Origin of the sequence: Lunatimonas salinarum (assembly GCF_017811155.1) — a bacterium.
GTDB lineage: Bacteria > Bacteroidota > Bacteroidia > Cytophagales > Cyclobacteriaceae > Lunatimonas > Lunatimonas salinarum.
The window spans coordinates 117341-143230 of record NZ_JACVCV010000003.1 but is presented as its reverse complement, the minus strand read 5'-3'; the positions used below and the strand labels follow the sequence as shown (position 1 = coordinate 143230).

Here is a 25890-nt window from a genome sequence, read left to right as displayed (position 1 = left end):
TTTGTCGTTTTTTTAGGAGCCGTCGATTATTTTGCCCGGGCTAAGTTAAATTGTTTTGTCACAATAGCAATTCCCTCCACAAAACTTTTAGGCTCGTAGTTAAGTACCTGCCGTGCCTTGTCTATAAGAAGTCCTGTTCGCAGCGGTCTTTTGGCTACCTGAGAAAAGTGCGATGAGTCCGTGCGGATAATGTGGCTCTCATCTAGGCCAAAATGCTTAGCGGTTAATATGGCCATTTCATATGGCGTAAGCAGGTCTTTACCCGAAATATTAAATATTCCGGTTGCCTGCTTATCGGCTATTAAAAGGCATCCGTAGGCCAGATCTTCCGCAAGCGTAGGTGTTCTGAGTTGATCATCTACCAGGCTCAGGTTCTTTCCGTTTTCCAGTCCATGCTTTACCCAAAGGACGATGTTGGATCGGCTTAGATCGTGTGCAATGCCGTATACCAGATTGGTTCTGACGATGGACCAACGGCAAGCTGTAGCCTGTACGATCCGCTCGGTTTCTAATTTGGTCCAACCGTAGTAGTTCAGTGGGTTTGGTTTTGCGTCTTCATCATAGGGACCTTCTTTTCCGTCAAAGATAAAATCAGTAGAAAGGTAAATTAGGTGGCTTTTATGTTCGCAGCACGCTTGTGCGATCCAATTGGTAGCATCCACATTTTGGGAAAAGCAAGTATCTCTGGCTATTTCACACCTGTCTACATCGGTCATAGAGGCCGCGTGTATGACAACTTGCGGTTGATATTGCTGAAATACTTCATTGATGTCTTCTTTGCGGCTGACATCCATCTTAACGTATTCAAATTCAGGGTTTTCAAAAGGAAGTCTGCACTCGCCTTTACCCGATGCGATCACATGGTAGAGCGGATTTGAGGATGCCTGCTCCACTAATTTTTGTCCCAGCAGGCCATTCGCACCTGTTATCAGGATGGTACGCCTACTTTGCGTCGGGGTATTCATAGCCATATTCTTCGGTTATTTTTCTTCGGTTAATTTCGCTGACCTTCACTTTCATTACCACCGGATTTGCCGGCTTGTCCATTCGGTCGGTTGGTTCGGAGGCAATTTTATCCAATACATCAAGTCCTTTTATGACTTTTCCAAACACCGTGTAGCCATCATCTAAATGCGGCGTTCCACCTACGCTGGTGTACGCTTGTAGTTGGTTGGGCCGTTTTTCATTATCCAAGTTAACGTTTAAGAATTGTTCCAGCTCTACTTTCTTGGAGAGCATTAGCGCATTTAAGCTGTCAAATTCGCCATTTTGGTAATGGCTGACATATTTTTCCCGCAGCGGTTTATTACTTTCCAGTTGAAGGAATCGCATAAAAGCCTCCTGTAATTTCTTCATATCTGTGTTTAGTGTCAGTTCATCGTACACTTTTCCTTGAACGATATAAAACTGACATCCGGAGGACCTTCTCTCCGGATTTATATTGTCACCCTGCCGCGCCGCAGCTAGGCTGCCTTTTTCATGGATCAGGTTCGGGTGTATCTCTGCCGGAAGCGTGTACCATTCCTCTTCCGGAAGGTTTTCCAAACCGAAAACATCGCCCCCTTGAATCATGAACTCATTTATGACGCGATGGAATTCAGTAGAGTCAAAACGCCCCTCTTCCGCCAGTTTTAGGAAATTGGCTTTGTGTGCGGGGGTTTGGTCATACAATATCGCATACATATTGCCGTGTCGGGTTTCTATCGTCACTAGGTGATCCCTTTCAGTAGAGCAGGCAAGTCCAGTAATTCCAAAGAGAAGTAGAAAAACACTTTTTTTCAGGTGATTAGGTTTCATCTGTTTATAATTGATTTTTGATGTTCAGATACTTGCCTATGGGCAGGTCTCCGGTCATTTTATGAATGGTCATCTCAGTGTGTGATTTCAATGCCAAGCCTGTGTTTCCGGTAGGCAGGCTCGGTTTTATTTAGCTAATTGTATTCTGATTTTAGACAATATTTCTTTCCCCCCGGCAGCGAGTACTTGTCCCGCAAGGGTTCTTCCCAACGCTTCGGCTTCATCAATGGGGCCGCATACCTGTTTTTCTACTCGCTTACTTCCGTCCAAGCTTACGATGCCTCCCTTTAGCGTCACCTCCCCTTCAGCATAAGTTCCGAGTGCGAAAATTGGTATACTGCACCCACCATCCAGTTCTTTTAAGTAGCTTCGTTCGGCGCGTAGGCAATATCCCGTAGTTGGGTCATGCACCGCCTGAATGATTTGTTTGCGTAGCTGACCATCCAAGCCTTCAAATGCCTCGATGGCAATGGTACCCTGCCCCACCGCCGGAGTGAACTCCTCAAGCGGTAGCACGTGCCTGATAAGGTGATCATAACCCATTCGGTGTACGCCCGCATAAGCGAGTAGCAGTGCGTCGCAGGCCCCCGCTTCCATCTTTGCAATGCGGGTTTGTAAGTTTCCGCGAATCTCGGTCGTTTGGACGTGGGGGTAGAAATGCTTCAGCGTGGCCACCCTTCGGGTAGAAGAAGTTCCCAGTACGGTATGGATTGCGGGGTTGCTCAGATGAATATCCGGTCGGTGGCTAATGATCACGTCGTTGGTACGTTCCCGCACAGTAAATGCGATTAATTCAAACCCGTCAGGAAGGGTAGACTGCATGTCTTTTGCACTGTGTACAGCGATATCTATGACCCCCTTTGCTAACTGAATTTCCAGCTCTTCTGTAAATACCCCTTTACTTCCAATTTTCGAAATGGCTACATCCAGTATTTGATCGCCTTTGGTGTCAATGATTACAATATCTGTTCCAAGTCCCTGCTTAGCCAATAAGTCTGCCACGTAATGAGCTTGGTATAAGGCCAACTTGCTGCCTCTGGTTCCTATTCTAATGGGTTTCATTTATCTACGAGTGTTTTTCCATGGGGCACAACGGATTTACGCCTGCCGACCGATCGCAGGGTAGTCATCCCGCTGTATGTTGGCAGATCCGTCATGGATATTTCAATTAATGGTATTTCTTCTTCTTTTGGGCATTTCTGACCACCGATTCTTCCACAAATTCAATGATTTTTCCTGCAATATTGATTCCTGTGGCTTTTTCAATACCTTCTAGTCCAGGGGAACTGTTGACTTCCAGAATTAATGGGCCGCGTGAAGACTGCAGCATATCTACTCCGGCAATAGAAAGTCCAAGTGCTTTTGCGGCATTCAATGCGGCTGTTTTTTCCTCTTTGCTCAACTTGATCACAGTCGCTTTACCTCCTCGATGTAGGTTGGAGCGAAACTCGCCTTCAGCGCCCTGTCGCTTCATGGCGCCTACAACTTTATTGTTGATTATAAACGCCCGAATGTCCGCCCCTTTGGCTTCTTTGATAAACTCCTGCACAATGATCCGCGCTTTGAGTCCGTGAAATGCCTCAATGACTGATTGGCCGGCTTTTTTGGTCTCGGCGAGTACCACGCCTAACCCTTGGGTTCCCTCCAGAAGCTTGATGACCAATGGCGCTCCACCCACTCGCTCTACCAGCTGTTTTTCACCGCCCTTTGAGAAGTTGGTAAAGGCGGTTTTTGGCATCCCCAGTCCTTCTCTTGAAAGTATCTGTAGGCTTCGGAGTTTGTCGCGGCTTCGGACAATCGCCTGTGATTCCACGGCTGAAAAGGTACCGATCAGCTCAAACTGACGGACAACTGCCGTGCCATAAAACGTGACTGAAGCACCGATCCTAGGGATAATAGCGTCTATCCCTTCGAGTTTTTCCCCTTTGTAGATGATGGAGGGGCCCTCCTGTTCGATGACCAGGTCGCAGAGAGAGTGGTCTATTACTTTCCCCTCATGGCCGGCCTCCTGTATAGCCTGCATGATCCTTCTAGTGGAGTATAGGTGGGAGTTTCTGGATAATACCGCTATTTTCATTGTTTTTTATTCTTGCTGGTTTTGAGCGCCTTAAGTGATTGGTTAGTCAGTTCTACATCCACTACAAACCGTCCTTTTAGAAGTTTGCGCCCCAACAATACTTGATTTCTCATTTTGCTGCGATCAGAAAGGGTAAAGGAAGCTTCAAACCTCTCGCCAAATAACTCTACCGTGGTAAAAACCTGATAGCGAACCTCTGCCTGCCCGAAAGAGTTCTTTACGCTCTTGACAGAAAAGGTGTCGGTTTCAATGACTTTTCCCGTATACCTCGGGTTTTTTGGATCCAAAACCGTAAATCTCAGTTTACTTCCTCCGGCTATATCCACCATTTCTGCAAATGTAGAATGGATCGAACTGGTGTAAGCACCTGTGTCGACTTTTCCACTAATGCCGGAAATACCCCATTCCGGAAGGCTTATTTTTTCCCTTCTACCTACTGTTTTTTTCATCGGCTGGTTTACCTCAGAATTCTAGCAACAGCAAATGTCAGTTCCATAAATAGAACCTTTGAATTGGCGTTGCGCTCTATATGATAATGGGCATCTCCCATTTTTTCGTAAATCTGATTGATCTTTTCGCTGGTCAAAACGTTGGTTGCCAGCTTTTGGATAAACTCGCGCTCAGATTCCGGCGTCCGCATCATTCGGGTTAGCTGACTTTTATCCAACAGGCACTCTCTAAGCACATTGATAGCGGTCAAGAGCAATGTTTTTTGGTTTTCCTTGGAAAGAGCGGCAAGATTTTCAACGATTGAACAAATCGCGTTTATGTCTTTACTGTAACAAACCCTTAACCAGTCTCTTACGGTTGAGGTATGTTCATCTTTCGCATCTTCTGCCAGCAAGAAGGCTTCTCTAAGGGAACCGTCTGCTAAGGTGGCGATTTGGTGAGCGGTTGTCTCAGCGCAAAGCTCCCTGCGAAGGAGCTCAGGGATGATTTCCTCATCGGTAAATGCCCTGACCAATATTTTTTGTGTTCGGGACAGTATCGTGGTGAGCAGGTGATCCGGATGGTGGGATACCATCAGGAACAGTGTCTTTTCCGGAGGTTCTTCCAGGATCTTTAACAGGGCATTCGCAGAAGCAGGATGCATCAACTCGGGACACCAAATCACCATGGTTTTATAACCCCCTTCAAAGGATTTCAATGAGAGGGTTTGGATTATTTGCTTTGCGACTCCCTTTGAGATGTTCAATCCTTTTTCAAATCCGGCGGCAACCGCCCAGTCGTGAAGGTTACTGTACGGGTTATCAAACACAAAAGTGCGCCAAGCTTTCAGGTGGTCGACCTTGGTGTCGGCCACGTCGTCGTTTTTGGAACTACCGCCTAGTGGAAAAACGAAATTTACGTCCGGATGAACCAATTTGGCCGCTTTTTGGCAGGCGGGGCATTGTCCGCAAGAATCCGCATCGCCTGGCCTCTCGCAATTGACATAGGTGGCTAAGGCCAATGCCAACGGAAGCGCGGCACTACCCTCGGGTCCATGAAATAGCAGGGCGTGGGCGAGGTGGTCTTGCCTCATAGCCTGAATGAGCTTTGATTTGGTTTCGGATAGTCCGGGAATTGATGAAAATAGCATAGTTATCGCTGCAAAAATAGCTAAAAATCCTTATCCCAAATCCTATAAGGACGAGTCATTTCGAAAACCGCCTGCAAGACCGCCCTTTCGGTTTCGGAAAAGGTCATGCCTTTTAGCGCCATCGCTTTTGCGGCCGTTTCCTCAAATTTCTTGAGTTTGAAGGTGCTAAAACCGGTAGGGCCACCCCAAGCAAAAGAAGGAACCATTTTTTTTGGAAAACCTTCTCCAAAAACGTTTGCGCCGACACCTATCACGGTACCGGAATTAAGCATGCTGCTGATTCCCATCTTACTGTGGTCACCAATGAAGGAACCGCAAAACTGAAGCCCGGAATCCATGAAATCTTCTTTCGGATAGCTCCATACCCGGATATTGCTGTGGTTATTTTTTAAGTTGGATGTGTTGGTATTGGCTCCCAGATTACACCATTCCCCTATCACCGAGTTGCCAAGATAGCCATCGTGGGACTTGTTACTGTACCCTTGAAATACCGAGTTGGAAACTTCGCCACCTACCTTGCACTTGGGTCCTATGGTGGTATCGCCCCGCATCTTTGCCCCCATGCTTAGTACGGCATCCTCGCAAATGGCAAATGGTCCTCTAATCAGCCCGCCTTCCATGATCTGTACATTTTTCCCAATGTACACCGGTCCGTTTTCCGCATTGATTATTGAAGCTCTAATGGATGCTCCAGGTTCTATAAATACCTCTGCTTCCCGGTAAATATGGGTGTACGGATCTGCGCATCCTGCGGATATTCTTCGTTTTGTCAAGAGTTCGAAATCAGACCGGATTTGATCGCCATTCAGCTGAAAAATATTCCAAAGATGCTTCAACATGCCTATAGGGGCGTCATAGGAGGATTTTTGTTTCGCATGGTGGACGGTTTCATGAAATTTGACTGGGTTCTCGCAATACATGGCTATTAATACATCACCCAGCCATAAGGATTCGGTAGTCTTTAAGGAACGTATGCGGTCTATCAAGTTGGCATCAGGGAGGATGGATCCGTTAATCATCCAGGCCGGCTTATTTTCGAAAGGGAACTTTGCGTTAAGATGGGGGGCGGCGAGAATCCCAGATTTAACCCCTAGGTGCCGTTCCCATTTTTCGCAAATTTTCAAAATGCCTATCCGTATTTCTGCTATCGGGCGGGTGAAGGTGATAGGGAGTAGATTTTCGCGTATTTTTGGGTCTTCAAAAAGAATAAAATAGTCCATATCCCAAAAATAAAAAAGTCTGTTGGAATAAGCTTCCAACAGACCCAAAGTCTTTCCTAAAGGGAAAGGAAATTAATTCTTTTTGTATCGTTTGTTGAATTTCTCTACCCTTCCAGCAGTATCCAGCAACATTTTCTTGCCGGTATAAAATGGATGAGATGCTGAGCTAACTTCAATTTTCACCAAAGGATACTCTTTTCCATCTTCCCACTCTATTGTTTCTTTGGTATCAATGGTGGATTTGGTGAGGAATTTATACTCGCTTGAAGTGTCTAGAAAAACCACCTCTCGGTAATTAGGGTGAATGTCTTTTTTCATATTTCTATTGTTTTTTGTCACAAACGATTGCCTTTCAATCTGAGGAAGTAGATTTATAGGATTACTTCAGCCTGTTCACAACCAGCCTGTAGTGGGCTATTTGAGGCAGTTTGGTAAACCAATTTTTCGCTCTTCTTAAATTGAGGCACAAATTTATCGCTTTCATAGCTCGTTTCCAAGCCTTTTTGGATAAATTCTTTTAGTTGTTGGTTGGATCTCAGAGATAAAGTTTACATTCGCTATAGCAAGCTGATCTTGGGGCTCCGAGTCGGTCTTTGTTGGTTTTAGCATGCAGTAGATATGAAGGAGCGATTTTTATTTTTATCACTTATGGCACTTCTTGCCGTCGAGGCCTATGGGCAGAGCGCCTATGTTAATTTCAATAGGGATTACTATCACCTGATAGAACGCTATGAAGTTAAGCGAGGAATATTTACGGAACCTTTTCAGACAGGAATGAAGCCCTATCGCAGAGATCATTTGGCGGTCTATTTGAATCAGCTGTCGGCGGACTCCTCATTGAACAGCGCCAGGGACAGATTTAACCTGTATTTTCTTCTGCGTGACAGTTGGGAATTTGTGTTTGATGGAGCCCCTGAATCGGAGGGAAAGGGCGTGGGGCCGTTTTATCGAACACCTTCTGATTTGTATCACTATCGAGATAAGTCCTTCGATCTTCACGTGAATCCAGTGTTATATCTTCAGGCAGGACATGAACGGGGAGTGGGTGATTCTGGATTTAGGAATACCAGGGGCGTGGAGGTAAGGGGTAGTGTGGACCGGAAGATCGGTTTTTATACTTTTCTGGCAACGACCGACCTTAGGTTTCCCTCCTGGGTGCGGGATTATACCCAATCAAATGGTGCCGTGCCGGGAGAGGGGTTTTGGAAAAGATACCGGGATACTGGGTATAACTTTTTTTCGGCTACGGGGTACCTCACCTTTCAGGCTACAGAACATGTTGCAATCCAATTTGGGCAGGATCGTAATTTTGTAGGGGAGGGATACCGCTCGATGATTCTTTCCGATTTCTCCAACCCGTATATGTTTCTAAAGGTAAACACCAAAGTATGGAAGTTGAATTTGACCAACCTCTGGGCGCAGCTGAATGCCGATGTATTATATGATCGGGGTTTTCCTACCGATGGCCGCTATCCCAAAAAGTGGTTTAGCCATCATCGCCTATCGGCGAATTTGGGGAAGCGCTTAAACATCGGGGTATTCGAGTCGGTTATGGCAAATCAATTCGATTGGAATTACCTCAGTCCATTAATTTTTTATAGATGGGTGGAGCATCAGCTGGGCTCTCCGGATAAGGTCATGCTGGGAATGGATCTCAAGTGGAATCTTCCCAAGCGCATGCAGGTGTATGGGCAGTTTGCATTGGATGAGTTTGTGTTTGGGGAATTTTTTGGGATAGATGGCAGAAAGTCCAGTAGAAACAAATATGGTCTTCAAGCGGGCTTTAAGGCAATAGATGCATTTGGTGTTCCTCATCTTGATATCCAACTAGAATACAATCAGGCTAGACCCTATACCTACCAGGAAAAGTTCGATTTTCAGTCGTTTACCAATTACCGGACCCCATTGACGCACCCCTTAGGGGCAAATTTTAGAGAAGGTGTCGGAATTGTCCGCTTTCAAGCAGCTCCGAAACTGAACCTTCAAGGTGTATTTCTATACCAGTATTTTGGAGAGGATCCAGATGATAGCGCAAACTTTGGGGGAGATTTACTAAAAAACAGAACCATTAACAGTACAGGACTTTTTGGCAATCTGATTGGTCAGGGAGTGGCCAACCGGGTGAGTCAAGCTAACCTTGTCGCAAGCTACATGCTAAAGCACAACCTGTTTTTTGACTTGAGTTATACCTACCGGAACCAACGACAGCTAGATACTGGATCCACAGGACTTACCGGTTTCTTTCAAGGGTCTATGCGGCTTAATTTCGCTCGGTTTGACACGAATTTCTAGCGGGTCAACGAGGTGAAGTATAGCAGGGGTTGACACTTAGGAGATGCCCAAATGATTTTAGAGTGGTTTCCTGGGGTATATTTGCCGAATATGTAAGGTGGAAGAAGAAAAACCTTTTCGCTATGGTGCCAGTTTAGTAACTTAGTTATTCCAAACCAATTTTGACTACGATTATGGAAAAGGTAAACAGTTTATTTCAGCTTATCAGCGCACTGTTTTTTGGAGTAGCGCTTGTCTATTTTTTGACCTATGACAAAATGTGGGATATACCTTTGCAGTCGGGGTCTGTGGTGGGTTGGCTTTTGGTGGGGACAGTGTTGCACCTGATATCTTGGGCGGTGGTTTCGATGGTCAAGCGACGCCTTGAAAAAAGGATAAGTCAGGCTGAGATGGAAAAGAAGGAATTGAAAGCAATGGTTTTTGACCTCGAGAGAGAGCTTAAATTGGGTAAAATTGACAGGAAATTGGAAGGGGGAGAAGCTGCCGATAGGGAGTCTTCTGTGATTAAGCCGAGGGAAAATTTTAAGTGATTACTGTTTTTTGGAAGAATTGCCTATCTTAAGTTTGTTTTTGAGGGATTTAAACGAGTTTTCAGATGGTTGCAAAGACTTTTGGGAGTGCTGTATCCGGTGTAGATGCCAAGCTGATTACCATCGAGGTAAACGTTGGGCAGGGGACCAGCTTTTATATGGTAGGCCTCCCGGATAGTGCCGTAAAGGAAAGCCAACAGCGTGTGGAGTCCGCCTTAAAGTATTTTGGTTACCGCATGCCAAGACAGAAAGTAGTCGTGAACCTTGCACCTGCTGATATTAGAAAAGAAGGTTCTTCCTATGATTTGCCGATTGCGATGGGGATTTTGCAGGCTTCGGAACAGGTGGTTTTTCCTGCATTGGAGGAGTACCTCATCATGGGAGAGCTTTCATTGGACGGCAAGCTTCGACCGATTAAAGGAGTACTGCCAATAGCTATTGAAGGTCGGAAGCGAGGTTTTAGAGGGTTTATTTTGCCGAAAGAAAATGCAGGTGAGGCATCCATCGTCAATAATCTTGACATCATCGGAGTGGAAACCTTAGAGGAAGCCATTCATTTTTTAGAGGGGAAAGCAGATATCGAGCCGACGGTAACCGATACGCGTGATATTTTTTATCATTCCCTAACGGATTACGAGTTTGATTTTTCGGATGTGCAGGGACAGGAAAATATCAAGCGGGCAATGGAAATAGCTGCTGCAGGCGGTCATAATGTGATCATGATAGGGCCTCCCGGTGCAGGCAAGACCATGTTGGCCAAGCGATTGCCTTCTATTCTGCCTCCCCTTAGCTTGCATGAAGCCTTGGAGACCACCAAAATTCATTCGGTGGCCGGGAAATTGGGGGTAGAGGCATCCTTGATTGCCCAGCGGCCATTCCGCTCGCCGCATCATACCATCAGTGATGTTGCCCTGGTAGGCGGGGGAGGGAATCCACAGCCCGGAGAAATTTCCCTGTCGCATAATGGGGTCTTGTTTTTGGATGAGCTTCCCGAATTTAAGCGTACAGTCCTAGAGGTAATGCGCCAGCCATTGGAGGAGCGCAAAGTGACGATTTCACGTGCAAAGGTGTCAGTCGATTTTCCGGCAAACTTCATGCTCATTGCGAGCATGAATCCTTGTCCATGTGGGTACTATAACCATCCGGAGAAAGAGTGTGTCTGTGGTCCTGGTGTGGTTCAAAAATACCTTAATAAGGTCAGTGGCCCCCTATTGGATCGCATAGATCTTCACGTGGAGGTTACGCCTGTTCGGTTTGATGAAATGACCTCAAACAGGAAAGCCGAGTCAAGCAGCTCCATAAGGGAACGTGTGACTAGAGCGAGGGAGCGGCAGGTCAGCCGATTTGAAGGGCAGCGGGATATCTATTGCAATGCCATGATGCCCTCACACATGGTCAAGGAAATTTGTGCAATAAATGATGCCGGAAAAGCTCTGCTAAAGACAGCTATGGAACGATTGGGGCTTTCTGCTCGTGCTTATGACCGGATTTTGAAAGTTTCGAAAACCATCGCCGATCTCGCGTCAAGTGATCAGATAAAGGTGGAGCATTTGGCAGAGGCTATCCAGTATCGAAGTTTGGATAGGGAGGGATGGGCCGGTTGAAGGGGCATCGGATGAATTTATTTGATGATTTTCGCACGTATTCATTTGGAATCCAAAGAAAATATACTTTTATTTAACCCAGCAATTTAACAGCCTCCCGCCTTTTCTAGCTTCTAAAAATTTGGTAGTCCATTTTATTGTATCGATAGATGGACCTGTAGATTCCGTTCGAGAATAGGGGTAGATTTGGCTTAATTGTTAGTTTACTCATATCAACGATGTGGTCTAAAGATAAAAGAATCCAAGACGAGCTGGGCCTTGCCAGTTCCACCTCTGTTTTTGCTTCAGGTCTTAGTATGACCGGAGAAATTCATTCAAAAAGTGATATCCGTATAGAAGGGGAAATCAAGGGGATAATTGTAACCAAAAAGAAGTTGGTGGTCAGTCAATCCGGATGCATACATGGCGATGTGTGGGCACAGGAGATTTGTGTCATGGGAGAAGTCCAGGGAAATCTAAATGTGCAGGGGCTAGCTCGATTAACGGGGAGCTCAAAGGTTCGGGGAGAAATAATTTCTTCTTCTATCGAAATAGAGGGAGGGGCGGATTTTGAGGGTATAGTGAAAAAAGTGGATCACAATCAACGAACCGAACCGGTGCTCAAGGAGTTAAAAATGATCAAGCTAACTACGTCAGCCTCTAGAGTCGCTATGGCAAAGCAAGCAGGAGAGCGCTAAGACTTTACCTGTGCAATTTTTCCAACCCAGATTTCAAATCCTCCAACAAGTCTTCTACATGTTCCAAACCTACGGACATCCGTATCAGGTTTTCCGGTGAGATAGACTCAGGGCCTTCTACAAGTGCCCTTCGTTCGATTAGACTTTCTACCCCTCCCAAGCTGGTTGCATTGCTGAAGTAACGCAGGGATTGAACAAATCCATCGCTTTCGTTGGCACCTCCTTTCACCAAGAAGGTAATCATTCCCCCAAACCCGCGCATCAGTTCTCCGGCTAGTTTGTGGCCCGGATCGGTGGGTAGTCCTGGGTAGATGACTTTTTCTACAAAAGGATGCTGTGACAAGTATTCCGCTATTATTTGTGCATTCGCACAATGTCCCTTCATCCGATAAGAGAGCGTTTTGATGCTTCTGCAGAGTAGATAGCAGTCAAATGCAGATGGGATTGCTCCCCCAATGGACTGGACTGTTTTTATCCGTTGCCAAAATTCATCGGTTTCTTTCGTAACAAGGATACCAGCGAGCACGTCACTGTGGCCCCCAATGTACTTTGTGGCACTGTGCATGACCAGGTCTGCGCCAAGATCTAGCGGATTTTGTAGAATGGGCGTGGCAAACGTGTTGTCGCAAATTACCTTCACTTGAGCATGCCGTCCAATTTGAGCGATTAAGGGAATGTTGGCAATCTGAATAAGCGGATTGGAGGGGCTTTCTACCCAGATCACACGGGTTTCCGCTTTGATAGCGGCCCTGACTTGTTCTGGCTGGGTCATATCGACAAAGGTTACCGAAAGCTTATCCTGAAATACTTCGATAAGTTGTTTTTTCAGTCCATGATACATATCCAACGGAGCGATGATATGGGATCCCTGATCGAGACATTGAAAAACAGCCATGCCGGCAGTATTTCCCGAAGAAAATGCAGCGGCCTCTTTCCCATGTTCTAAAGCTGCCATGACCTTTTCCAAGGAAGTACGGTTGGGGTTTGCAAACCTGCTATATACCAACGAAGTCTCACTGTGTAAATAGGTAGTTGAAAGCGTGATGGGTTGAATCACGGGCTGGTGCAGATCAGTTACCTGATTGGAGATGTGGATTGCAGCGGTTTCCGGCTTCATAGGGTTTATGGGTTATCTGATGCGGTCAACTGACCTAACAAGCATTTCATCTTTTCGGATAAATCGGTTAGCTAGCATATTCATGATCAGTGCAAAGATAATTGCATAAAATCCGATGATATAAGCCCCTGTAGCGTTTGGATTAAATGTTTCGTTTGCCTTATAGGTGATAAAGACCGAAGCGCCTAATGCTACTCCCATCACAAGGGAATTGATCATGTTTAATAGCATCTGTCTTGTTCGGTTTTTGAACTGTAGGAGACTGTAAAGAGCGATAAAGCCGGCTACGACAGCCAAGATACCTATGAGGTAGTTATTATTATGCTCGATGATTTGACCGGAGTTGATCGAGGTTTTGACTAGGGCCCAGGGGTTGAATTTCAACTGCTCGGTTTGGGAGGGGTTTACCTGAACCCAAATTGTAAGGAACGGTAACGAAAACATGGTAATGGCTACCAAAAGCAGAAAAACGGATTGAATGCGTTGTATCATTTTTTATAAATTTAGACAAAGTAAGGTCGGAAAATCATTTTTCGCAAGGTTTGCTCCAAAAGCACGTTTAAATTTCAGGGTTGGCGTATCTTTGCGAAACAATAAGGATTGGATGAAAAGGTATTTTCTGGAATTGGCTTACGAAGGCACAAATTTCCACGGATGGCAGATTCAGGAGAATGCCTCGTCGGTGCAGGAAGAGGTCGAAAGAGCTTTGTCAACCATACTACGAGCTCCGACTCAGGTGATGGGTAGTGGTCGGACGGATGCCGGTGTGCATGCCAAGCAACAATTTGCCCATTTTGATTGTTTGGAAATTGCCGATAAGAAGGAATTTGTAAAAAAAATAAATGCCGTCTTGCCGTTAGGCATTGGGGTCTATCAAGTGCATCAAGTGGTGGAAGACGCGCACGCCCGATTTGACGCCCAATGGAGGAGCTACGAGTACGTTATTGGGCTTCGAAAGAATCCTTTTGAAGCTGGTTTGGTGTGGAGGTGTTTTTACGATCTTGACGTGGACAGAATGAACCGAGCGGCCTCTCTGTTATGTACATACGAAGATTTTGAGTCATTCAGTAGGGTTAAGACAGAGGCGAAGCACTTTAGATGCAAAATAAAGGAAGCCTACTGGGAACAAAAGGATCAGCATTTGATATTTCATATAACAGCAAACCGGTTTTTGAGGGGGATGGTACGGGCCATTGTTGGAACCTTGGTACAAGTCGGTAGAGGGCAGATCGACGCAGAAGGTTTCGAAGGCGTTATAAAAGCAAAGCGTAGGGTCATAGCCGGTGCTTCAGCTCCTCCGCAAGGGTTGTTCCTTTCAAAAGTGGTCTACCCAACCCATGTTTTTATTTAAATCACAGAGTCTTGAGTCTAGAGAAGGAAAACGTAAGTAGTGGTGAAATTCTTGACATGGATGTCTTGAAAAAGCTTTACCAATTTGTAAAGCCCTATCAACGACATTTTTATTTTTTGGTTGTCTTGACATTGGCCTTGGCGGTGTTGGCACCTACACGGCCCTTATTGATCCAAATCGCCATCGATGACTATGTGAGCGTGGGAGACGGTGTGGGTTTGCTGAGAATCATAGGCTTCCTGATTGGCTTGCTAGTGCTACATGCGGTGGTGCAGTTTGGTCATACTTATCTTTCGGGGTGGATTGGACAGGTAATTATACGGGATATCCGGACGAAGCTATACCGCCACCTACTCAAAATGAGGTTGAAGTTTTTTGATAACACGCCCATCGGTCGATTAGTCACACGGAGTATTTCAGATATTGAGACGCTTGCAGATGTCTTCAGCCAAGGTTTAGCTTCGATTATAGGCGATTTACTTCAACTGGTTGCGATTTTGGCGGTCATGTTTTGGGTAGATTGGAAACTGACCCTCGTCAGTTTGAGTACGCTCCCCTTATTGATTTTTTCGACATACGTTTTTAAGGAAAAGGTCAAAGCTTCCTTTAACGAGGTTCGAAATGCTGTCTCCAATTTGAATTCCTTTCTCCAAGAGCACATAACCGGGATGAACATCATACAGATATTTAACCGGGAGGATAGGGAGTTTGAAAAATTCAAGGAAATTAATCGTGAACATCGAAAGGCACACCTAAAGTCGGTGCTGTATTATTCGGTCTATTATCCGGTGGCAGAGATCATTCAGGCTATTGGGATCGGGTTAGTGGTATGGTACGGAGCGACTGGCGTATTTGATTTGGAATTGAAAGTCGGGGTACTCATTTCATTTATCATGTACCTCCAGTTGTTTTTTAGACCTATCCGCATGATCGCAGACCGGTTCAATACCTTGCAAATGGGAGTTGTGAGCTCTTCCCGTATTTTCAAGCTTTTGGAGAATAACGAGCAAATTCCGGATGAAGGATCTTTTGCCCCAGATCGTATTCAAGGCAATATTTCCTTCCGTGACGTTTGGTTTGCCTACAACGAAAAAGAGTGGGTACTGAAAGACATCAATTTCAATGTAAACCATGGAGAAACCGTTGCGCTCGTGGGGGCCACGGGGGCAGGAAAGTCTTCTGTGATCAATTTAATGAGCCGGTTTTATGAAATAAACCAAGGCAGTTTGCTGCTTGATGGCAGGGATATCCGCGAGTATTCGTTGGACACCTTGAGAAAACACATTGGGGTTGTGCTACAGGATGTGTTTTTGTTCTCCGATACGATTTATTACAACATTACATTGGGGAATCCACAAATTTCCAGGGAACAGGTACTGGCAGCGGCAGATCTAGTGGGGGCTAGAAGATTTATCGAGCGGCTTCCGGGTGGATTGGACTACGATGTTAAAGAACGGGGAGCGACCCTCTCGGTAGGGCAAAGACAGTTGATTTCCTTTGTAAGGGCAATGGTGTACGACCCGGAGATCATTGTACTGGATGAAGCTACCTCTTCGGTAGACACGGAGACGGAGGAATTGATACAGGAGGCAATAGAGAAAATGATGCAGGGAAGAACTTCGATTGTGATAGCGCATAGGTTGTCCACCATTCAGCGCGCCGATAAGATTATCGTTCTTCATCAGGGAGAAATTAAGGAATCAGGAACACACGATGAGCTGCTTCGAAAAGGTGGCTATTATACCCAATTGCACCAGATGCAGTTGAAATCGCTGGTTGCAGGATAAATTTTCGGCCTCATAGATGATCAAAGTGCGGGATTTTCCGTTATACTCAAAAAGCTAAACCACAATTATTAGATTCTTTACTACATGAGAAAACTACTGTTTCTAATGTGGGTGTTTTCGCCCATTTTTTCCTATGCTCAGCAGCATCAGCTTGGGTTACGACTTGGAGAACCTCTATCGATTACCTATAAAACCGATTTAGATGACCGTTTCTCCGTTGAAGGAATGATCGGTAGAGGTAGTGCAAACAGCGCCGCTTATTACCGACGGTCATTTGAAAACAATCGCCCACTATCCTCTGCGGTTTACCAGGGCCATACTGCATCCGACGCATTCACGTTGAATGCCCGAGTAGCGTATCATGAAGATATCACTTCCGAATTTGACATCTCCGAGGGGACTTTACTGGCGTATCTGGGCGCGGGCGCACAGCTGAGAAGTGTGAACGTAAATTATGTGTATTTTACGCCCAATCCTTCCGAACAGACGGTATTTCTAAACGAGTCGCGAACCAATATAGATTTGGGTCCAGAAGGATATTTTGGCTCTGAATACCTATTTGAGGATTTGCCGATCAGTGTGTTTGCCGAGGTAGGGCTTTTTTTTGAGTTGATTGACAGACCTGGTCACCTGAAGCTTCAAGGGGGAATTGGTGCCCGTTATTTGTTTTAAGGAATGAAGCGAAGCGTAGTCATCGGGGGACTGGTTCTGTTATTTCTGGTAGGGGTCTATTTTCTTTTAGGTGGGTTTGCGCCATTGGAGATGGAGTTGGTCTCTTGCGGCGAGTTTAAGTTGTCAGGGATTCATTATCGAGGTACACCGCAGGACGCAGCACTCGGGGAGAGTTTTCGGAAAATTGAGGATGTAATCGCCGAGAATCCAGGCAGCGTATTGCACACGATCTACGAAGTAGAGCCAGCCGGTAAGCTGGATACCCTTCGGGTGTTTGTAGGTACGGTTTTGCCTGAACAGGTGGATTCATTGGAGCTTTTGGCTATACCCTGTAAACAGGCCATAATAGCCAAGATTCGTTCGCATCGGTTTGTGATGCCCAGTCCCTTGAAGGTGAAGTCCCAAATCGAAGCCTATGCTGCGCAGAGGGGAGTCACCTTGTCGGGGGTATTTATCGATGTACTCCACGACTCTGACGAAGTCACTGTATGGGCTCCTTTGGTTACTGGTGACTAGCTAGGTGTTTTTGGTATGATTTTAGTTTAGCTAAAGGATACAATCTAATGTTTGATTCTATGATGACAAAAATGAATAGTATTGACAGGTGGTCATTGATTGCGCTGGTCGCAGGATTGCTGTTTAGTTGTGAAGGTCCTATGGGTCCTGCGGGTCCTCCCGGTATAGACGGGTTGGACGGAGTGAACATCGTGGGAGAGGTATTTGAGGTGGATGCAACATTCAATCAACAAGGGGAGTTTAGTGTCTTTGGCGAATACGGGTTTGAGATTTTGGAGTCGGACAAGGTATTGATCTATCGGTTGGATGGAGTGGTAGAGGGAATGGATGTATGGACGCCCTTGCCAAGGACGGTATTCCGGGAAAATGGTATTTTCAATTATTCCTATGATTTTACGGTAGTGGATTTTTCCATTTATATGGAGGGGAATTTCGACCTTCGTACGCTTGGTCCCGAATGGGTGCAGAACCAGATTTTCCGGGTTTTGATCCTTCCTGCGGATTTTATCAGTGGTCGTATGGATTTCAATGATATGGATGCCATGCTGCGGATGTTGGATGTGCAGGAGTCGGATATTAGGCGGATTGTGTTGTGATCCTCAGTGTATTAGCGGTAACATAAGACAGGCAGCCCAAACCTTTTGGGCTGTTTTTTGTTCTACTAGGCACAAAAATGTTGGAATTCAAAAAATATACGTCTATATTTCTACCTTACCTTCACATTATTAACTATCAGTTTTATTCGTATGAAAAAATTTCTATTGATTGCATTGGTGCTGGGAGTTGCGTTGTTTCCGGCATGTGAGGGACCGGAAGGTCCTCAAGGTCCTCCTGGTTTCGACGGGCAAGATGGCCAAGATGGTCAGGACGGGGAAGATGGCGTAAGTTTTGTCGATTTGGTTTTTGAAGGCCAGGTAAATTTGGCTGACCTGGAGCAAGATCCTGCACAATACGTCGTAATTTCTTTTGATGTGGAGGGCTTTTCATTTGAGGATGATAATTTCTTAGTATATATTCAGTGGGGTGTGGTCAACGAAAGGCCGGTATGGAGGCTGATGCCGCAGATTGCCTTTTTCGAGCAAGGTATCCTTACCTATAACTTTGAGTTCAGTACAGAGACGGTAAATATTTTTATTGAAAGTAATATTGATCCGTCTACAATTGGTCCGGAATGGACGCAAAATCAGGTAATTCGACTGGTATATATGCCGGGCTTTTTTGCTCAGGGAGAGGAAGCAGCACGGATAGATGTGAGCGATTTTGATAGTGTTATGAAGTATTTGGGTAAGACAGAACATGATATCGTGCCTATAAAGCCGCGATAAGTGCAAGTGCGCTTGGCATTGAAACCCGGTGATTATCAATCCCGGGTTTTTTTATTATTCTTTGGCCACGATGGCGTATCTTTGCGGCATGCAATTGAAAAATGACTTATTGTTGCGCGTCATAAGAGGGGAAAAGGTAGCGCGTACGCCGGTTTGGTTGATGAGGCAGGCAGGTAGGATACTACCTGAATACCGTGCCGTAAGAAACAGTGTGAGTGGGTTTATCGAATTGGCCAAAACCCCCGAGCTCGCGGCTGAAGTTACCATTCAGCCGGTGGATATTTTAGGCGTAGATGCTGCGATTATTTTTTCTGATATCCTGGTTATTCCGGAGGCAATGGGCCTGCCCTATGAGATGGTAGAAAAGCGTGGGCCTTGGTTTCCCCATACGATTAGTAGCGAGTCAGATATCAAGAAGATCCATGTACCTGATATAAAGGATCGCTTGTCCTACGTTTTGGAGGCAATTAAAATAACCAAAAAGGGATTGAATGGGAGGGTGCCGCTGATTGGGTTTGCCGGGGCACCGTGGACTATTTTTGCCTACATGGTAGAGGGTTCCGGCAGCAAGACATTTTCCAAGGCCCGTGCGATGTTGTACCAAGACCCGGTGTTGGCCCATACACTATTGGAGATGATTACCATCTCTACCGTGAAATACCTCAAGGCTCAAATAGAAGCTGGTGCCAATGTGGTTCAAGTTTTTGATTCATGGGCCGGAATTCTACCTCCCAACCACTACCGGGAGTTTTCATTGAAGTACATTGAGACGATTTGTCATGCGATTACAGAGGTGCCTGTTACGGTTTTTGCGAAGGGGGCCTTCTTTGCACGTCGAGAGATGGGAGCGTTAGCTTGCGATGTAGTTGGTCTGGACTGGAATATGGAAATTGCTGAGTCTATCGAACTGATCGGTCAGAAAAAGGCCTTCCAAGGTAACTTAGACCCAGCCGCATTGTATGGCACAGAAGAATCTATAAAGCAGGCGACCTTCCGCATGATGGATGCTTTTTCAGGTACAAGGCACATTGCCAATTTGGGTCATGGACTTTATCCGGATATTGACCCAGGCAAGGTCAAGTTGTTCATTGAGCTCGTAAAGCAGTATGGGGTGTGATTTTTTGTCAGGTTGTGAGGAATTTGTAAATTAAAGAAAAACCAATTTTTTTCCTTAATAAGTAGAATGTTGATTCACTTTTGGTTGGCTTTTTGATATAAAACAAAATGATTGGTTAATCGCAAATTTTGCTTTTTACGGTCATGCAATATTTAAAGCTCTGTACCAGAGCAAACATTTGCATTCTATGTTTTAGCTGAATATATTTGTATAAATGTATTTCGAATACAAAAAATAGTGTGTCGTGATAATTTGGATATAAGCGGTTTGCAGTATGGAGAAGTTTTTACAGCGATCTAAGAGTTCTGATTTTTATTATGCTAACATTTCCGGATTTGTAACCGCAGACGGTGATGTTTTTTTTACTGACCCCTCTAAGCTTGCGCTTAAGCGGGGGCTTGATGTTGTTGTTTCTGCCTTTCTTTTGGTTTTTGTGATGGTTTGGCTGTTCCCTTTGATAGCTTTGGGGATAAAGCTGTCTTCCAGAGGTCCCGTGTTGTTTAAGCAGCGCAGGCACGGAAAGGGGAACGTGATTTTTGAGTGTTATAAATTTAGAACCATGCGGATGAACTCTGAGGCGGATTCCCGCCAAGCAACGAAGGGAGATCCAAGAGTGACGCGTTTTGGAAGGTTCCTAAGAAGAAGTAGTTTGGATGAACTTCCGCAGCTCTTAAATGTTCTCAAGGGGGAAATGTCCTTAGTTGGTCCCAGACCCCACGCCGTCCCGATGAACGAGCTTTTTGGAAGTGAAATAGCGAATTACATGTTTAGGCATGTCGTAAAGCCGGGGATTACCGGACTTGCTCAGTGCAAGGGGTATCGGGGCGAAGTGGAAACCTTTTTCGATATCTATGGCAGGATCAAGTTGGATCATTTTTACATCAAAAAATGGTGCTTTTTGCTCGATTTAAAGGTTCTTTATTGGACGGTGTATACGGTTTTTTTTAGACGTGACAAAGCCTATTGATCGTACTGCTTTTCAATGTTTTCTTTTGTTTTTTCTTTAAATCCCCGATCATTTGGTTGTCTGAAGGCTTATTTTATGCCGGTTTTAACACGATATAATGCGTTTATTTTTGAAAAAGGCGATAGTTTGTTTCTTTAATGCTCAAATGCCAGATGAATTATTTCACCATGGTTCTGGTTCGCTTACTCTTGCCTGTGTTTAAACAATCAAAAATGTATTACGTATACCAAAAAAAGTTTTTCAAATAATTTCAAAAATATTTGGAACAAACCATGTAAGGTTTTACATTTGTAAAAATGTATTTCAAATATACAATAATGTTTTTTAAAACTGAGATGTTGGTGTAGTGTTTAAAACGGCGGAGATGATGGAAAATGTGGTAGTGAAGCGAGAAGTTGGGCATCTATTTGGAGAATCGGAGCGGCCTGTTTCGTTGGTGTTGGAACAATCCGATTGTTTGTCAGATACCAAAAAGCTCTACGCAAAAAGGGTGTTGGATTTAGGGGTTTCGATTTTTGCAGTCCTGTTTATTTTATCGTGGCTGTATCCTTTGGTAGCACTTTTGATTAAGTTGACTTCGAAAGGGCCGGTGTTGTTCAAGCAGCAGCGCCATGGGTTAAATAACAAGCCGTTTTATTGTTATAAGTTTCGTACCATGGTTCAGAACAATGATGCGGATGTAAAGCAGGCTACCAAGGGGGATTCCAGGGTTACATTTGTGGGACGGTTTTTAAGGGCAAGTAGCATCGATGAATTGCCACAGTTGTTTAACGTGCTTAAGGGCGAAATGGCGATCGTTGGTCCCCGTCCTCATGCGATGCCTATGAATTTGGAGTTTGCAAGAAACATCGATAACTTCATGAATAGACACCAGGTTAAGCCAGGAATCACTGGATTGGCGCAGGTGAAAGGCTACCGTGGAGAGATCAGAGACTTCCACGATATCTACAGAAGGTTTCGGTTTGATATTTTCTATGCAAAAAATTGGTGTTTACTTTTTGATGTGAAGATAATTCTGAATACTTTCACAGCATTGGTATTCAAAAACCAGAATGCATACTAGTAGATAGTCGACTTGGATAAGGAGCGCCAAGTATTTCCTCCTCTGATAAATCATTCTAGGATTGGACGAAGGCAGAAAAGGTAGGCTGGTAAGTGATCACCCAATTTATCGTCTCTCTAGTGGGGGTTAGGGTTTTGTTTTGAGGAGGTTTGTTTATTAGTAGAAGTTCTTTTCAGGGGTTATTGTAAAGAATGTGGCCTCGATGGCCGGTTTTTGGTAACGAAGGCGTTGGTTAAAGTTGGTCTGGCGCCTCTGATTGGAATTTCGTTTTCGAAAGATCATCTCAACTCATTGGTAAGGTATGTATAAATGAGTTGGATGTAATCATTGTTCATTGCGTTGTTGGCATGGGAGAGAAAGGTATCAGTTGGAGAATTTGTTGCAGGCAACTTTATCTTAATGCTGAATACGTGGGATTTGATCAGCGGCATCCCTTCTATATCCTGAAAGGGTTGAGTGTTCTCGGTAAAGACCTTTTTGATGTATTCAATCATCACAAAATTCTTAGTGCTTTCCGTCTTTCTTTAAATGGAACGAGGAGGTGGTTTTCGAGAAAATCCAAACGGCCTCGATATATTTACAGGCATTGGTTACTTTTCGTACAATATAACGTGCACTTTCAATATTTATCTCGTACGGTTCATATTGTTCAGTTTTATTTACTTACTATAGGTCAATCGAGTTTACGCTTGCTATCAAATGCTTCCAGCAAAATACTTGATCGACGTTTACCAAGTTGTAACCTAAATTGGCAAATAAATCCTTGAATAATAAGTAAATGCATGAATTTTGACGGCAATTACTTAAATTTACATTTTATAAAAAAGCAACATTGGTCAACTAGCATGTTTGTTGCTCCTAAGAAGGCATTAATAATCAGTGATATTATGATAACGATGAGGATATTGGTTTTGTTTTTGGCACTACTTAGTTTTTCCTGCGCGAAAAGGAATTTGGTTTACTTTAGTGATATTGCCTCTGACTCTGCTTATACGACAAAAATTGGCTCAACTTTTGAGCCCAAGATACAAACTGGGGATTTGCTTCGGATAACCGTAAGTAGCTTAAATGCGGAATCAAATCTATTATTTAATGCGGGTATCCTAAATACCCAAACCGATGTACGTCAGGCTACTAACCTGGTGGCACTGAATCAAGGATATTTGGTTGATAAGGAAGGGGATGTAAATTTCCCGGTTATTGGGAAAATAAAGTTGGTAGGAAAGACCAAGGAAGAGGCAGTGGATGAAGTGACCCGGTTAGTGACTGAACACGTTAAGGATCCCATTGTAAATGTGTCTTTTCTCAACTTTAAAGTTACTGTTATCGGGGAAGTTGCCCGTCCCGGGACTTTTACGTTGGAAAATGACCGGATTACGCTTTTGGAGGCATTGGGTATGGCAGGCGACATGACCCAATTTGGCAAGCGGGAGAACGTGCTTATCATTCGGGACGAAGGTGGTGAGAGAAAGGCAGTCCGTATCAACTTAAACAACAAGGAAGTTTTGAACTCGCCTTATTACCTACTACAGCAAAATGATATTGTATATGTAGAACCCGATAAGATGAAGGCAATACAGGCGACAACCAATCAGCGTTCCCTTTCGCTCTTGGCTATCCTTTCCTCCCTAGGTGTAGCCCTGCTCTTTAACTTACGGTGGTATATAAATGACTAACGAATAAATTTGGCTTAACGCAACCCTATCACCTTGAATCGATGGCCTATTTTCGGAGTACTCGCCAATCCTTGGAGGAGGGCCAATCGAGTCGATTTAGAAGAAATTAAAGAAACATGAAACCTACCGATATTCTGCTAGATGGCTTTGAGCCGGAAAGGACTGATAAAAATAATTTGAAGCAAGCGTTGCAAAGGTACCTAAAGTACTGGTATTTGTATGTGTTAGGTGTATTGACAATGGTAGGTATGGCATCCCTTTATTTTATGTATGCGGTGCCTCAATACCCTGCCTCAACGACTATTTTGATAAACGTTTCCAATCGAGGGGGGGATTTTAGTCAAAATGCCATTTACAGTGATTTGGAGAATTACCAGTCAGTCAAATTAGTCGAAAACGAATCAGAAGTTCTTAATTCGGCCAGTTTGATGAATCTGGTGATGAATGAGTTGGATTTTAGGGTGTTGCTGTATCGAAAGGACAACGCATTCAGGCGTTTGGAAGTATATGGCAGTCAGGTACCACTGAATGTAACATTGCATGAATACGATTCTACGGCCTTTTACTATAAAGAGTTAGAGACGGATTTTGAGTTTAATGTTATCAATGACGACACCTTTGAGCTGGTAGGTAGTCAGGGAAATGGCGATCGTTTTGTATATGGAGACACTATTCGGAAGCCGTTCGGTGCATTTACTATTGAGAAGACACCGTATTTTGACCCAAGTGCGGAGTTAAGCATTGTATTTGATAATCCATATGCAATCATGTGGCGGTACTTGGGGCGATTGGAAGTGTTTGTGGTAAATAAGCTTGCCAGTGTCATACGGATTAGCATTACGGATCCGGTGCCGCAAAAAGCAGCTTTGGTATTGGATAAATTGGTAGAGGTTTATAATAGAGAAGCTGTACGAAATAAAAATTTGACAGCAATTACTACCTTAGAGTTTATCGACGAGCAACTGGCGGATGTAACTCAAGAGTTGCGTCAGATCGAGGCTATGGAGGAGCAATATAAGCGGGAAAACAAGATTACCCAGTTAAGCGCAAATGCTATTCAATATTCTCAAAATGCCGAAAATTTCAGAAATCAGTTATCCAGTTACAATATCCGCCTTGAAGTATTAAAGTCCATTGAGAATTACATTCTTGCCCAATCTGGAGATTTTCAGGCGGTTCCAAGTACCATGGATATACAAGACCCCACACTCTTATCCTTGGTGGAGAACTACAATGAACTTCAGAGAGAAAGAGAACGGATGTTGCGGACAGCCCAGCCAGGAAGCCCATTGGTTCAAAACTTGACGGAGCAGATATCAAGTGTACGAACCGGTTTGCTTGATAACCTACGGAATATAAAGGCAAACTTGGAAATCTCGAGGGATAATCTGTTGGCAAGGGTAAATCAATTGGATTTTCAGTCTAGCCGTGTGCCCGAAATAGAGAGGCAGTTGGTAGAAATAACCCGGGAAAAAGTCAACAAACAGGAACATTATACCTATTTGGTCGAAAAAAGAGAGGAAGCGGCACTTTCCCTGGCAGCCACCACAGTTTCCAATTCCAGGATAATTGATAGGGCAATAGCAGGAAATGAACCATCCAAGCCTAATAAGCTGCTGATTTCGATTTTTGCTGTAGCACTTGGATTCCTCATCCCTTTCGGTTACGTAATCGCGAAATATCAGTTAAATGACAAGATTATCAGTAGAGACGATGTTCAATCGAGAACAAGCCGGGGTATTTTGGGCGAAATCGTGCATAAAAAGGATAAGGAAGCCAAGGTGATTGGAAGTTCCAAGCGCACTGCCCTGGCAGAGCAATTTCGGTTGATTCGAACAAATATTCAATTTGCACTTCCCACCCATGATAAGAAAGTCATTATGATCACTTCTGGGATTCCTGGTGAAGGAAAGTCCTTTATCGCGTTAAATTTGGCGATCAGTTTTGCGCTTACAGGTAAGAAAGTGGCAATCTGTGAATTTGACCTTCGGAAACCTGCGTTGTTACGTAGTATTAATTTGGAAGCGGAATATGGTCTTACAGATTACATTTTAGATCCGAATGTGAAGCTTTCAACCATTGCTTCCAACGATCCGTCCATATCTAAAAACCTTACTTTTTACGGGTGTGGTTCTATTCCGGAAAATCCATCCGAAATTATGTTGGATCCAAGGGTGGGAAAATTAATTGAGATTCTTAAGGAGGAAAATGATATTGTTGTTTTGGACACAGCACCTGTTGGCCAAGTGGCGGATGCTTATCCACTTTCTAATTTTGTAGATTTGACGCTTTTCGTGATGCGTTATAACTATACACCGTTTAGTATGATTGAACTCTTAAATGAGGACTACAAAGATAGAAAGTTGAAAAACCCGATGATCGTGCTGAACGACGCGAAGGATATCGTTAATAGTAGCTATAGATATGGATATAAATACGGATACTATGAGCCAGATTCAAGTAAGAAGGGATTACGAAAGTTGTTTAGTGTGAGGGATTAATAGCAATTGAGGTGGCTGGCTT

Annotated in this window: 26 protein-coding genes; 15 read left to right on the top strand and 11 right to left on the bottom strand. The window is 44.4% G+C overall.

Features of this window, described 5'->3' with window-relative positions; translation table 11 throughout:
* Nucleotides 1–26: 26 nt before the first annotated feature.
* The 8 genes from IAQ59_RS04425 to IAQ59_RS04390 form a co-directional block, all read right to left on the bottom strand.
* Complete coding sequence (locus tag IAQ59_RS04425) at nucleotides 27–971, bottom strand: SDR family oxidoreductase (RefSeq protein ID WP_425342598.1); 945 nt, start codon at nucleotides 969–971, stop codon at nucleotides 27–29.
* A complete protein-coding gene (locus IAQ59_RS04420) occupies nucleotides 943–1797 on the bottom strand; it encodes a peptidylprolyl isomerase (RefSeq protein WP_209329582.1) in 855 nt (284 codons plus the stop codon). The genes IAQ59_RS04425 and IAQ59_RS04420 overlap by 29 nt, the downstream gene beginning before the upstream one ends.
* 126 nt (nucleotides 1798–1923) lie before the next feature.
* A complete protein-coding gene (gene hemC / locus IAQ59_RS04415; protein ID WP_209329581.1) occupies nucleotides 1924–2859 on the bottom strand; it encodes a hydroxymethylbilane synthase in 936 nt (311 codons plus the stop codon).
* 106 nt (nucleotides 2860–2965) lie between these two features.
* Nucleotides 2966–3874 carry a 30S ribosomal protein S6--L-glutamate ligase gene (gene rimK / locus IAQ59_RS04410; protein WP_209329580.1) on the bottom strand — a complete coding sequence of 303 codons (909 nt, stop codon included), beginning with the start codon at nucleotides 3872–3874 and terminating at the stop codon, nucleotides 2966–2968.
* Nucleotides 3871–4323, bottom strand: coding sequence for an ATP-dependent zinc protease family protein (locus IAQ59_RS04405; RefSeq protein ID WP_209329579.1), 453 nt, complete (start codon nucleotides 4321–4323; stop codon nucleotides 3871–3873). The genes rimK and IAQ59_RS04405 overlap by 4 nt, the downstream gene beginning before the upstream one ends.
* A gap of 8 nt (nucleotides 4324–4331) precedes the next feature.
* Entirely contained in the window at nucleotides 4332–5453 is a 1122-nt protein-coding gene (locus IAQ59_RS04400; RefSeq protein WP_209329578.1) for a DNA polymerase III subunit, read from the bottom strand.
* A gap of 20 nt (nucleotides 5454–5473) precedes the next feature.
* Nucleotides 5474–6673 (bottom strand): GlmU family protein, encoded by a 1200-nt coding sequence (locus IAQ59_RS04395; protein WP_209329577.1) that lies wholly within the window; start codon nucleotides 6671–6673, stop codon nucleotides 5474–5476.
* A 72-nt stretch (nucleotides 6674–6745) separates the two neighbouring features.
* Nucleotides 6746–6991: a type B 50S ribosomal protein L31 gene (locus IAQ59_RS04390; RefSeq protein WP_209329576.1), complete on the bottom strand. Its 246-nt coding sequence runs from the start codon at nucleotides 6989–6991 to the stop codon at nucleotides 6746–6748.
* Nucleotides 6992–7321: 330 nt separating this feature from the next.
* On the opposite strand from IAQ59_RS04390, the gene IAQ59_RS04385 reads away from it, so the two are divergent.
* The 4 genes from IAQ59_RS04385 to IAQ59_RS04370 all read left to right on the top strand — a co-directional run bounded on the left by IAQ59_RS04385 (nucleotide 7322) and on the right by IAQ59_RS04370 (nucleotide 11776).
* Nucleotides 7322–8965, top strand: coding sequence for a hypothetical protein (locus IAQ59_RS04385; RefSeq protein WP_245189428.1), 1644 nt, complete (start codon nucleotides 7322–7324; stop codon nucleotides 8963–8965).
* 173 nt (nucleotides 8966–9138) lie between these two features.
* Nucleotides 9139–9495 (top strand): hypothetical protein, encoded by a 357-nt coding sequence (locus IAQ59_RS04380; RefSeq protein WP_209329574.1) that lies wholly within the window; start codon nucleotides 9139–9141, stop codon nucleotides 9493–9495.
* A gap of 65 nt (nucleotides 9496–9560) precedes the next feature.
* Nucleotides 9561–11099, top strand: a complete 1539-nt coding sequence (locus IAQ59_RS04375; RefSeq protein WP_209329573.1) for a YifB family Mg chelatase-like AAA ATPase — start codon at nucleotides 9561–9563, stop codon at nucleotides 11097–11099.
* Between the two features lie 218 nt (nucleotides 11100–11317).
* Complete coding sequence (locus IAQ59_RS04370) at nucleotides 11318–11776, top strand: bactofilin family protein (RefSeq protein WP_209329572.1); 459 nt, start codon at nucleotides 11318–11320, stop codon at nucleotides 11774–11776.
* A 4-nt stretch (nucleotides 11777–11780) separates the two neighbouring features.
* On the opposite strand, the gene IAQ59_RS04365 is transcribed toward IAQ59_RS04370, so the two are convergent.
* On the bottom strand, nucleotides 11781–12893 hold the full coding sequence (locus IAQ59_RS04365; RefSeq protein WP_209329571.1) for a trans-sulfuration enzyme family protein: 1113 nt from the start codon (nucleotides 12891–12893) through the stop codon (nucleotides 11781–11783).
* A 12-nt stretch (nucleotides 12894–12905) separates the two neighbouring features.
* Nucleotides 12906–13385, bottom strand: coding sequence for a DUF4293 domain-containing protein (locus IAQ59_RS04360; protein WP_209329570.1), 480 nt, complete (start codon nucleotides 13383–13385; stop codon nucleotides 12906–12908).
* A 112-nt stretch (nucleotides 13386–13497) separates the two neighbouring features.
* Between IAQ59_RS04360 and truA the strand changes: the two genes are divergently transcribed.
* The 9 genes from truA to IAQ59_RS04315 all read left to right on the top strand — a co-directional run bounded on the left by truA (nucleotide 13498) and on the right by IAQ59_RS04315 (nucleotide 21691).
* On the top strand, nucleotides 13498–14244 hold the full coding sequence (truA, locus tag IAQ59_RS04355) for a tRNA pseudouridine(38-40) synthase TruA (protein WP_209329569.1): 747 nt from the start codon (nucleotides 13498–13500) through the stop codon (nucleotides 14242–14244).
* A gap of 11 nt (nucleotides 14245–14255) precedes the next feature.
* Complete coding sequence (locus tag IAQ59_RS04350; protein ID WP_209329568.1) at nucleotides 14256–16031, top strand: ABC transporter ATP-binding protein; 1776 nt, start codon at nucleotides 14256–14258, stop codon at nucleotides 16029–16031.
* Nucleotides 16032–16115: 84 nt separating this feature from the next.
* Nucleotides 16116–16703, top strand: coding sequence for a hypothetical protein (locus IAQ59_RS04345; protein WP_209329567.1), 588 nt, complete (start codon nucleotides 16116–16118; stop codon nucleotides 16701–16703).
* A 3-nt stretch (nucleotides 16704–16706) separates the two neighbouring features.
* A complete protein-coding gene (locus IAQ59_RS04340; protein ID WP_209329566.1) occupies nucleotides 16707–17219 on the top strand; it encodes a GyrI-like domain-containing protein in 513 nt (170 codons plus the stop codon).
* Between the two features lie 59 nt (nucleotides 17220–17278).
* Nucleotides 17279–17815, top strand: a complete 537-nt coding sequence (locus IAQ59_RS04335; RefSeq protein WP_245189427.1) for a hypothetical protein — start codon at nucleotides 17279–17281, stop codon at nucleotides 17813–17815.
* A 150-nt stretch (nucleotides 17816–17965) separates the two neighbouring features.
* On the top strand, nucleotides 17966–18544 hold the full coding sequence (locus IAQ59_RS04330; RefSeq protein WP_209329565.1) for a hypothetical protein: 579 nt from the start codon (nucleotides 17966–17968) through the stop codon (nucleotides 18542–18544).
* 88 nt (nucleotides 18545–18632) lie between these two features.
* Nucleotides 18633–19661, top strand: coding sequence for a uroporphyrinogen decarboxylase (gene hemE, locus IAQ59_RS04325; protein WP_209329786.1), 1029 nt, complete (start codon nucleotides 18633–18635; stop codon nucleotides 19659–19661).
* Between the two features lie 274 nt (nucleotides 19662–19935).
* The gene (locus tag IAQ59_RS04320) at nucleotides 19936–20628 is read left to right on the top strand and encodes a sugar transferase (protein WP_209329564.1); all 693 of its coding nucleotides are present in this window, start codon (nucleotides 19936–19938) and stop codon (nucleotides 20626–20628) included.
* Between the two features lie 364 nt (nucleotides 20629–20992).
* Nucleotides 20993–21691: a sugar transferase gene (locus IAQ59_RS04315; RefSeq protein WP_245189426.1), complete on the top strand. Its 699-nt coding sequence runs from the start codon at nucleotides 20993–20995 to the stop codon at nucleotides 21689–21691.
* 278 nt (nucleotides 21692–21969) lie between these two features.
* Here IAQ59_RS04315 and IAQ59_RS04310 read toward each other — a convergent pair whose 3' ends face one another.
* A complete protein-coding gene (locus IAQ59_RS04310; RefSeq protein WP_209329563.1) occupies nucleotides 21970–22185 on the bottom strand; it encodes a hypothetical protein in 216 nt (71 codons plus the stop codon).
* Nucleotides 22186–22578: 393 nt separating this feature from the next.
* On the opposite strand from IAQ59_RS04310, the gene IAQ59_RS04305 reads away from it, so the two are divergent.
* Together IAQ59_RS04305 and IAQ59_RS04300 are read left to right on the top strand one after the other, a co-directional pair.
* Nucleotides 22579–23367 carry a polysaccharide biosynthesis/export family protein gene (locus IAQ59_RS04305; protein ID WP_342450681.1) on the top strand — a complete coding sequence of 263 codons (789 nt, stop codon included), beginning with the start codon at nucleotides 22579–22581 and terminating at the stop codon, nucleotides 23365–23367.
* A gap of 116 nt (nucleotides 23368–23483) precedes the next feature.
* On the top strand, nucleotides 23484–25868 hold the full coding sequence (locus tag IAQ59_RS04300; protein ID WP_209329562.1) for a GumC family protein: 2385 nt from the start codon (nucleotides 23484–23486) through the stop codon (nucleotides 25866–25868).
* The last annotated feature ends 22 nt before the right edge of the window (nucleotides 25869–25890 follow it).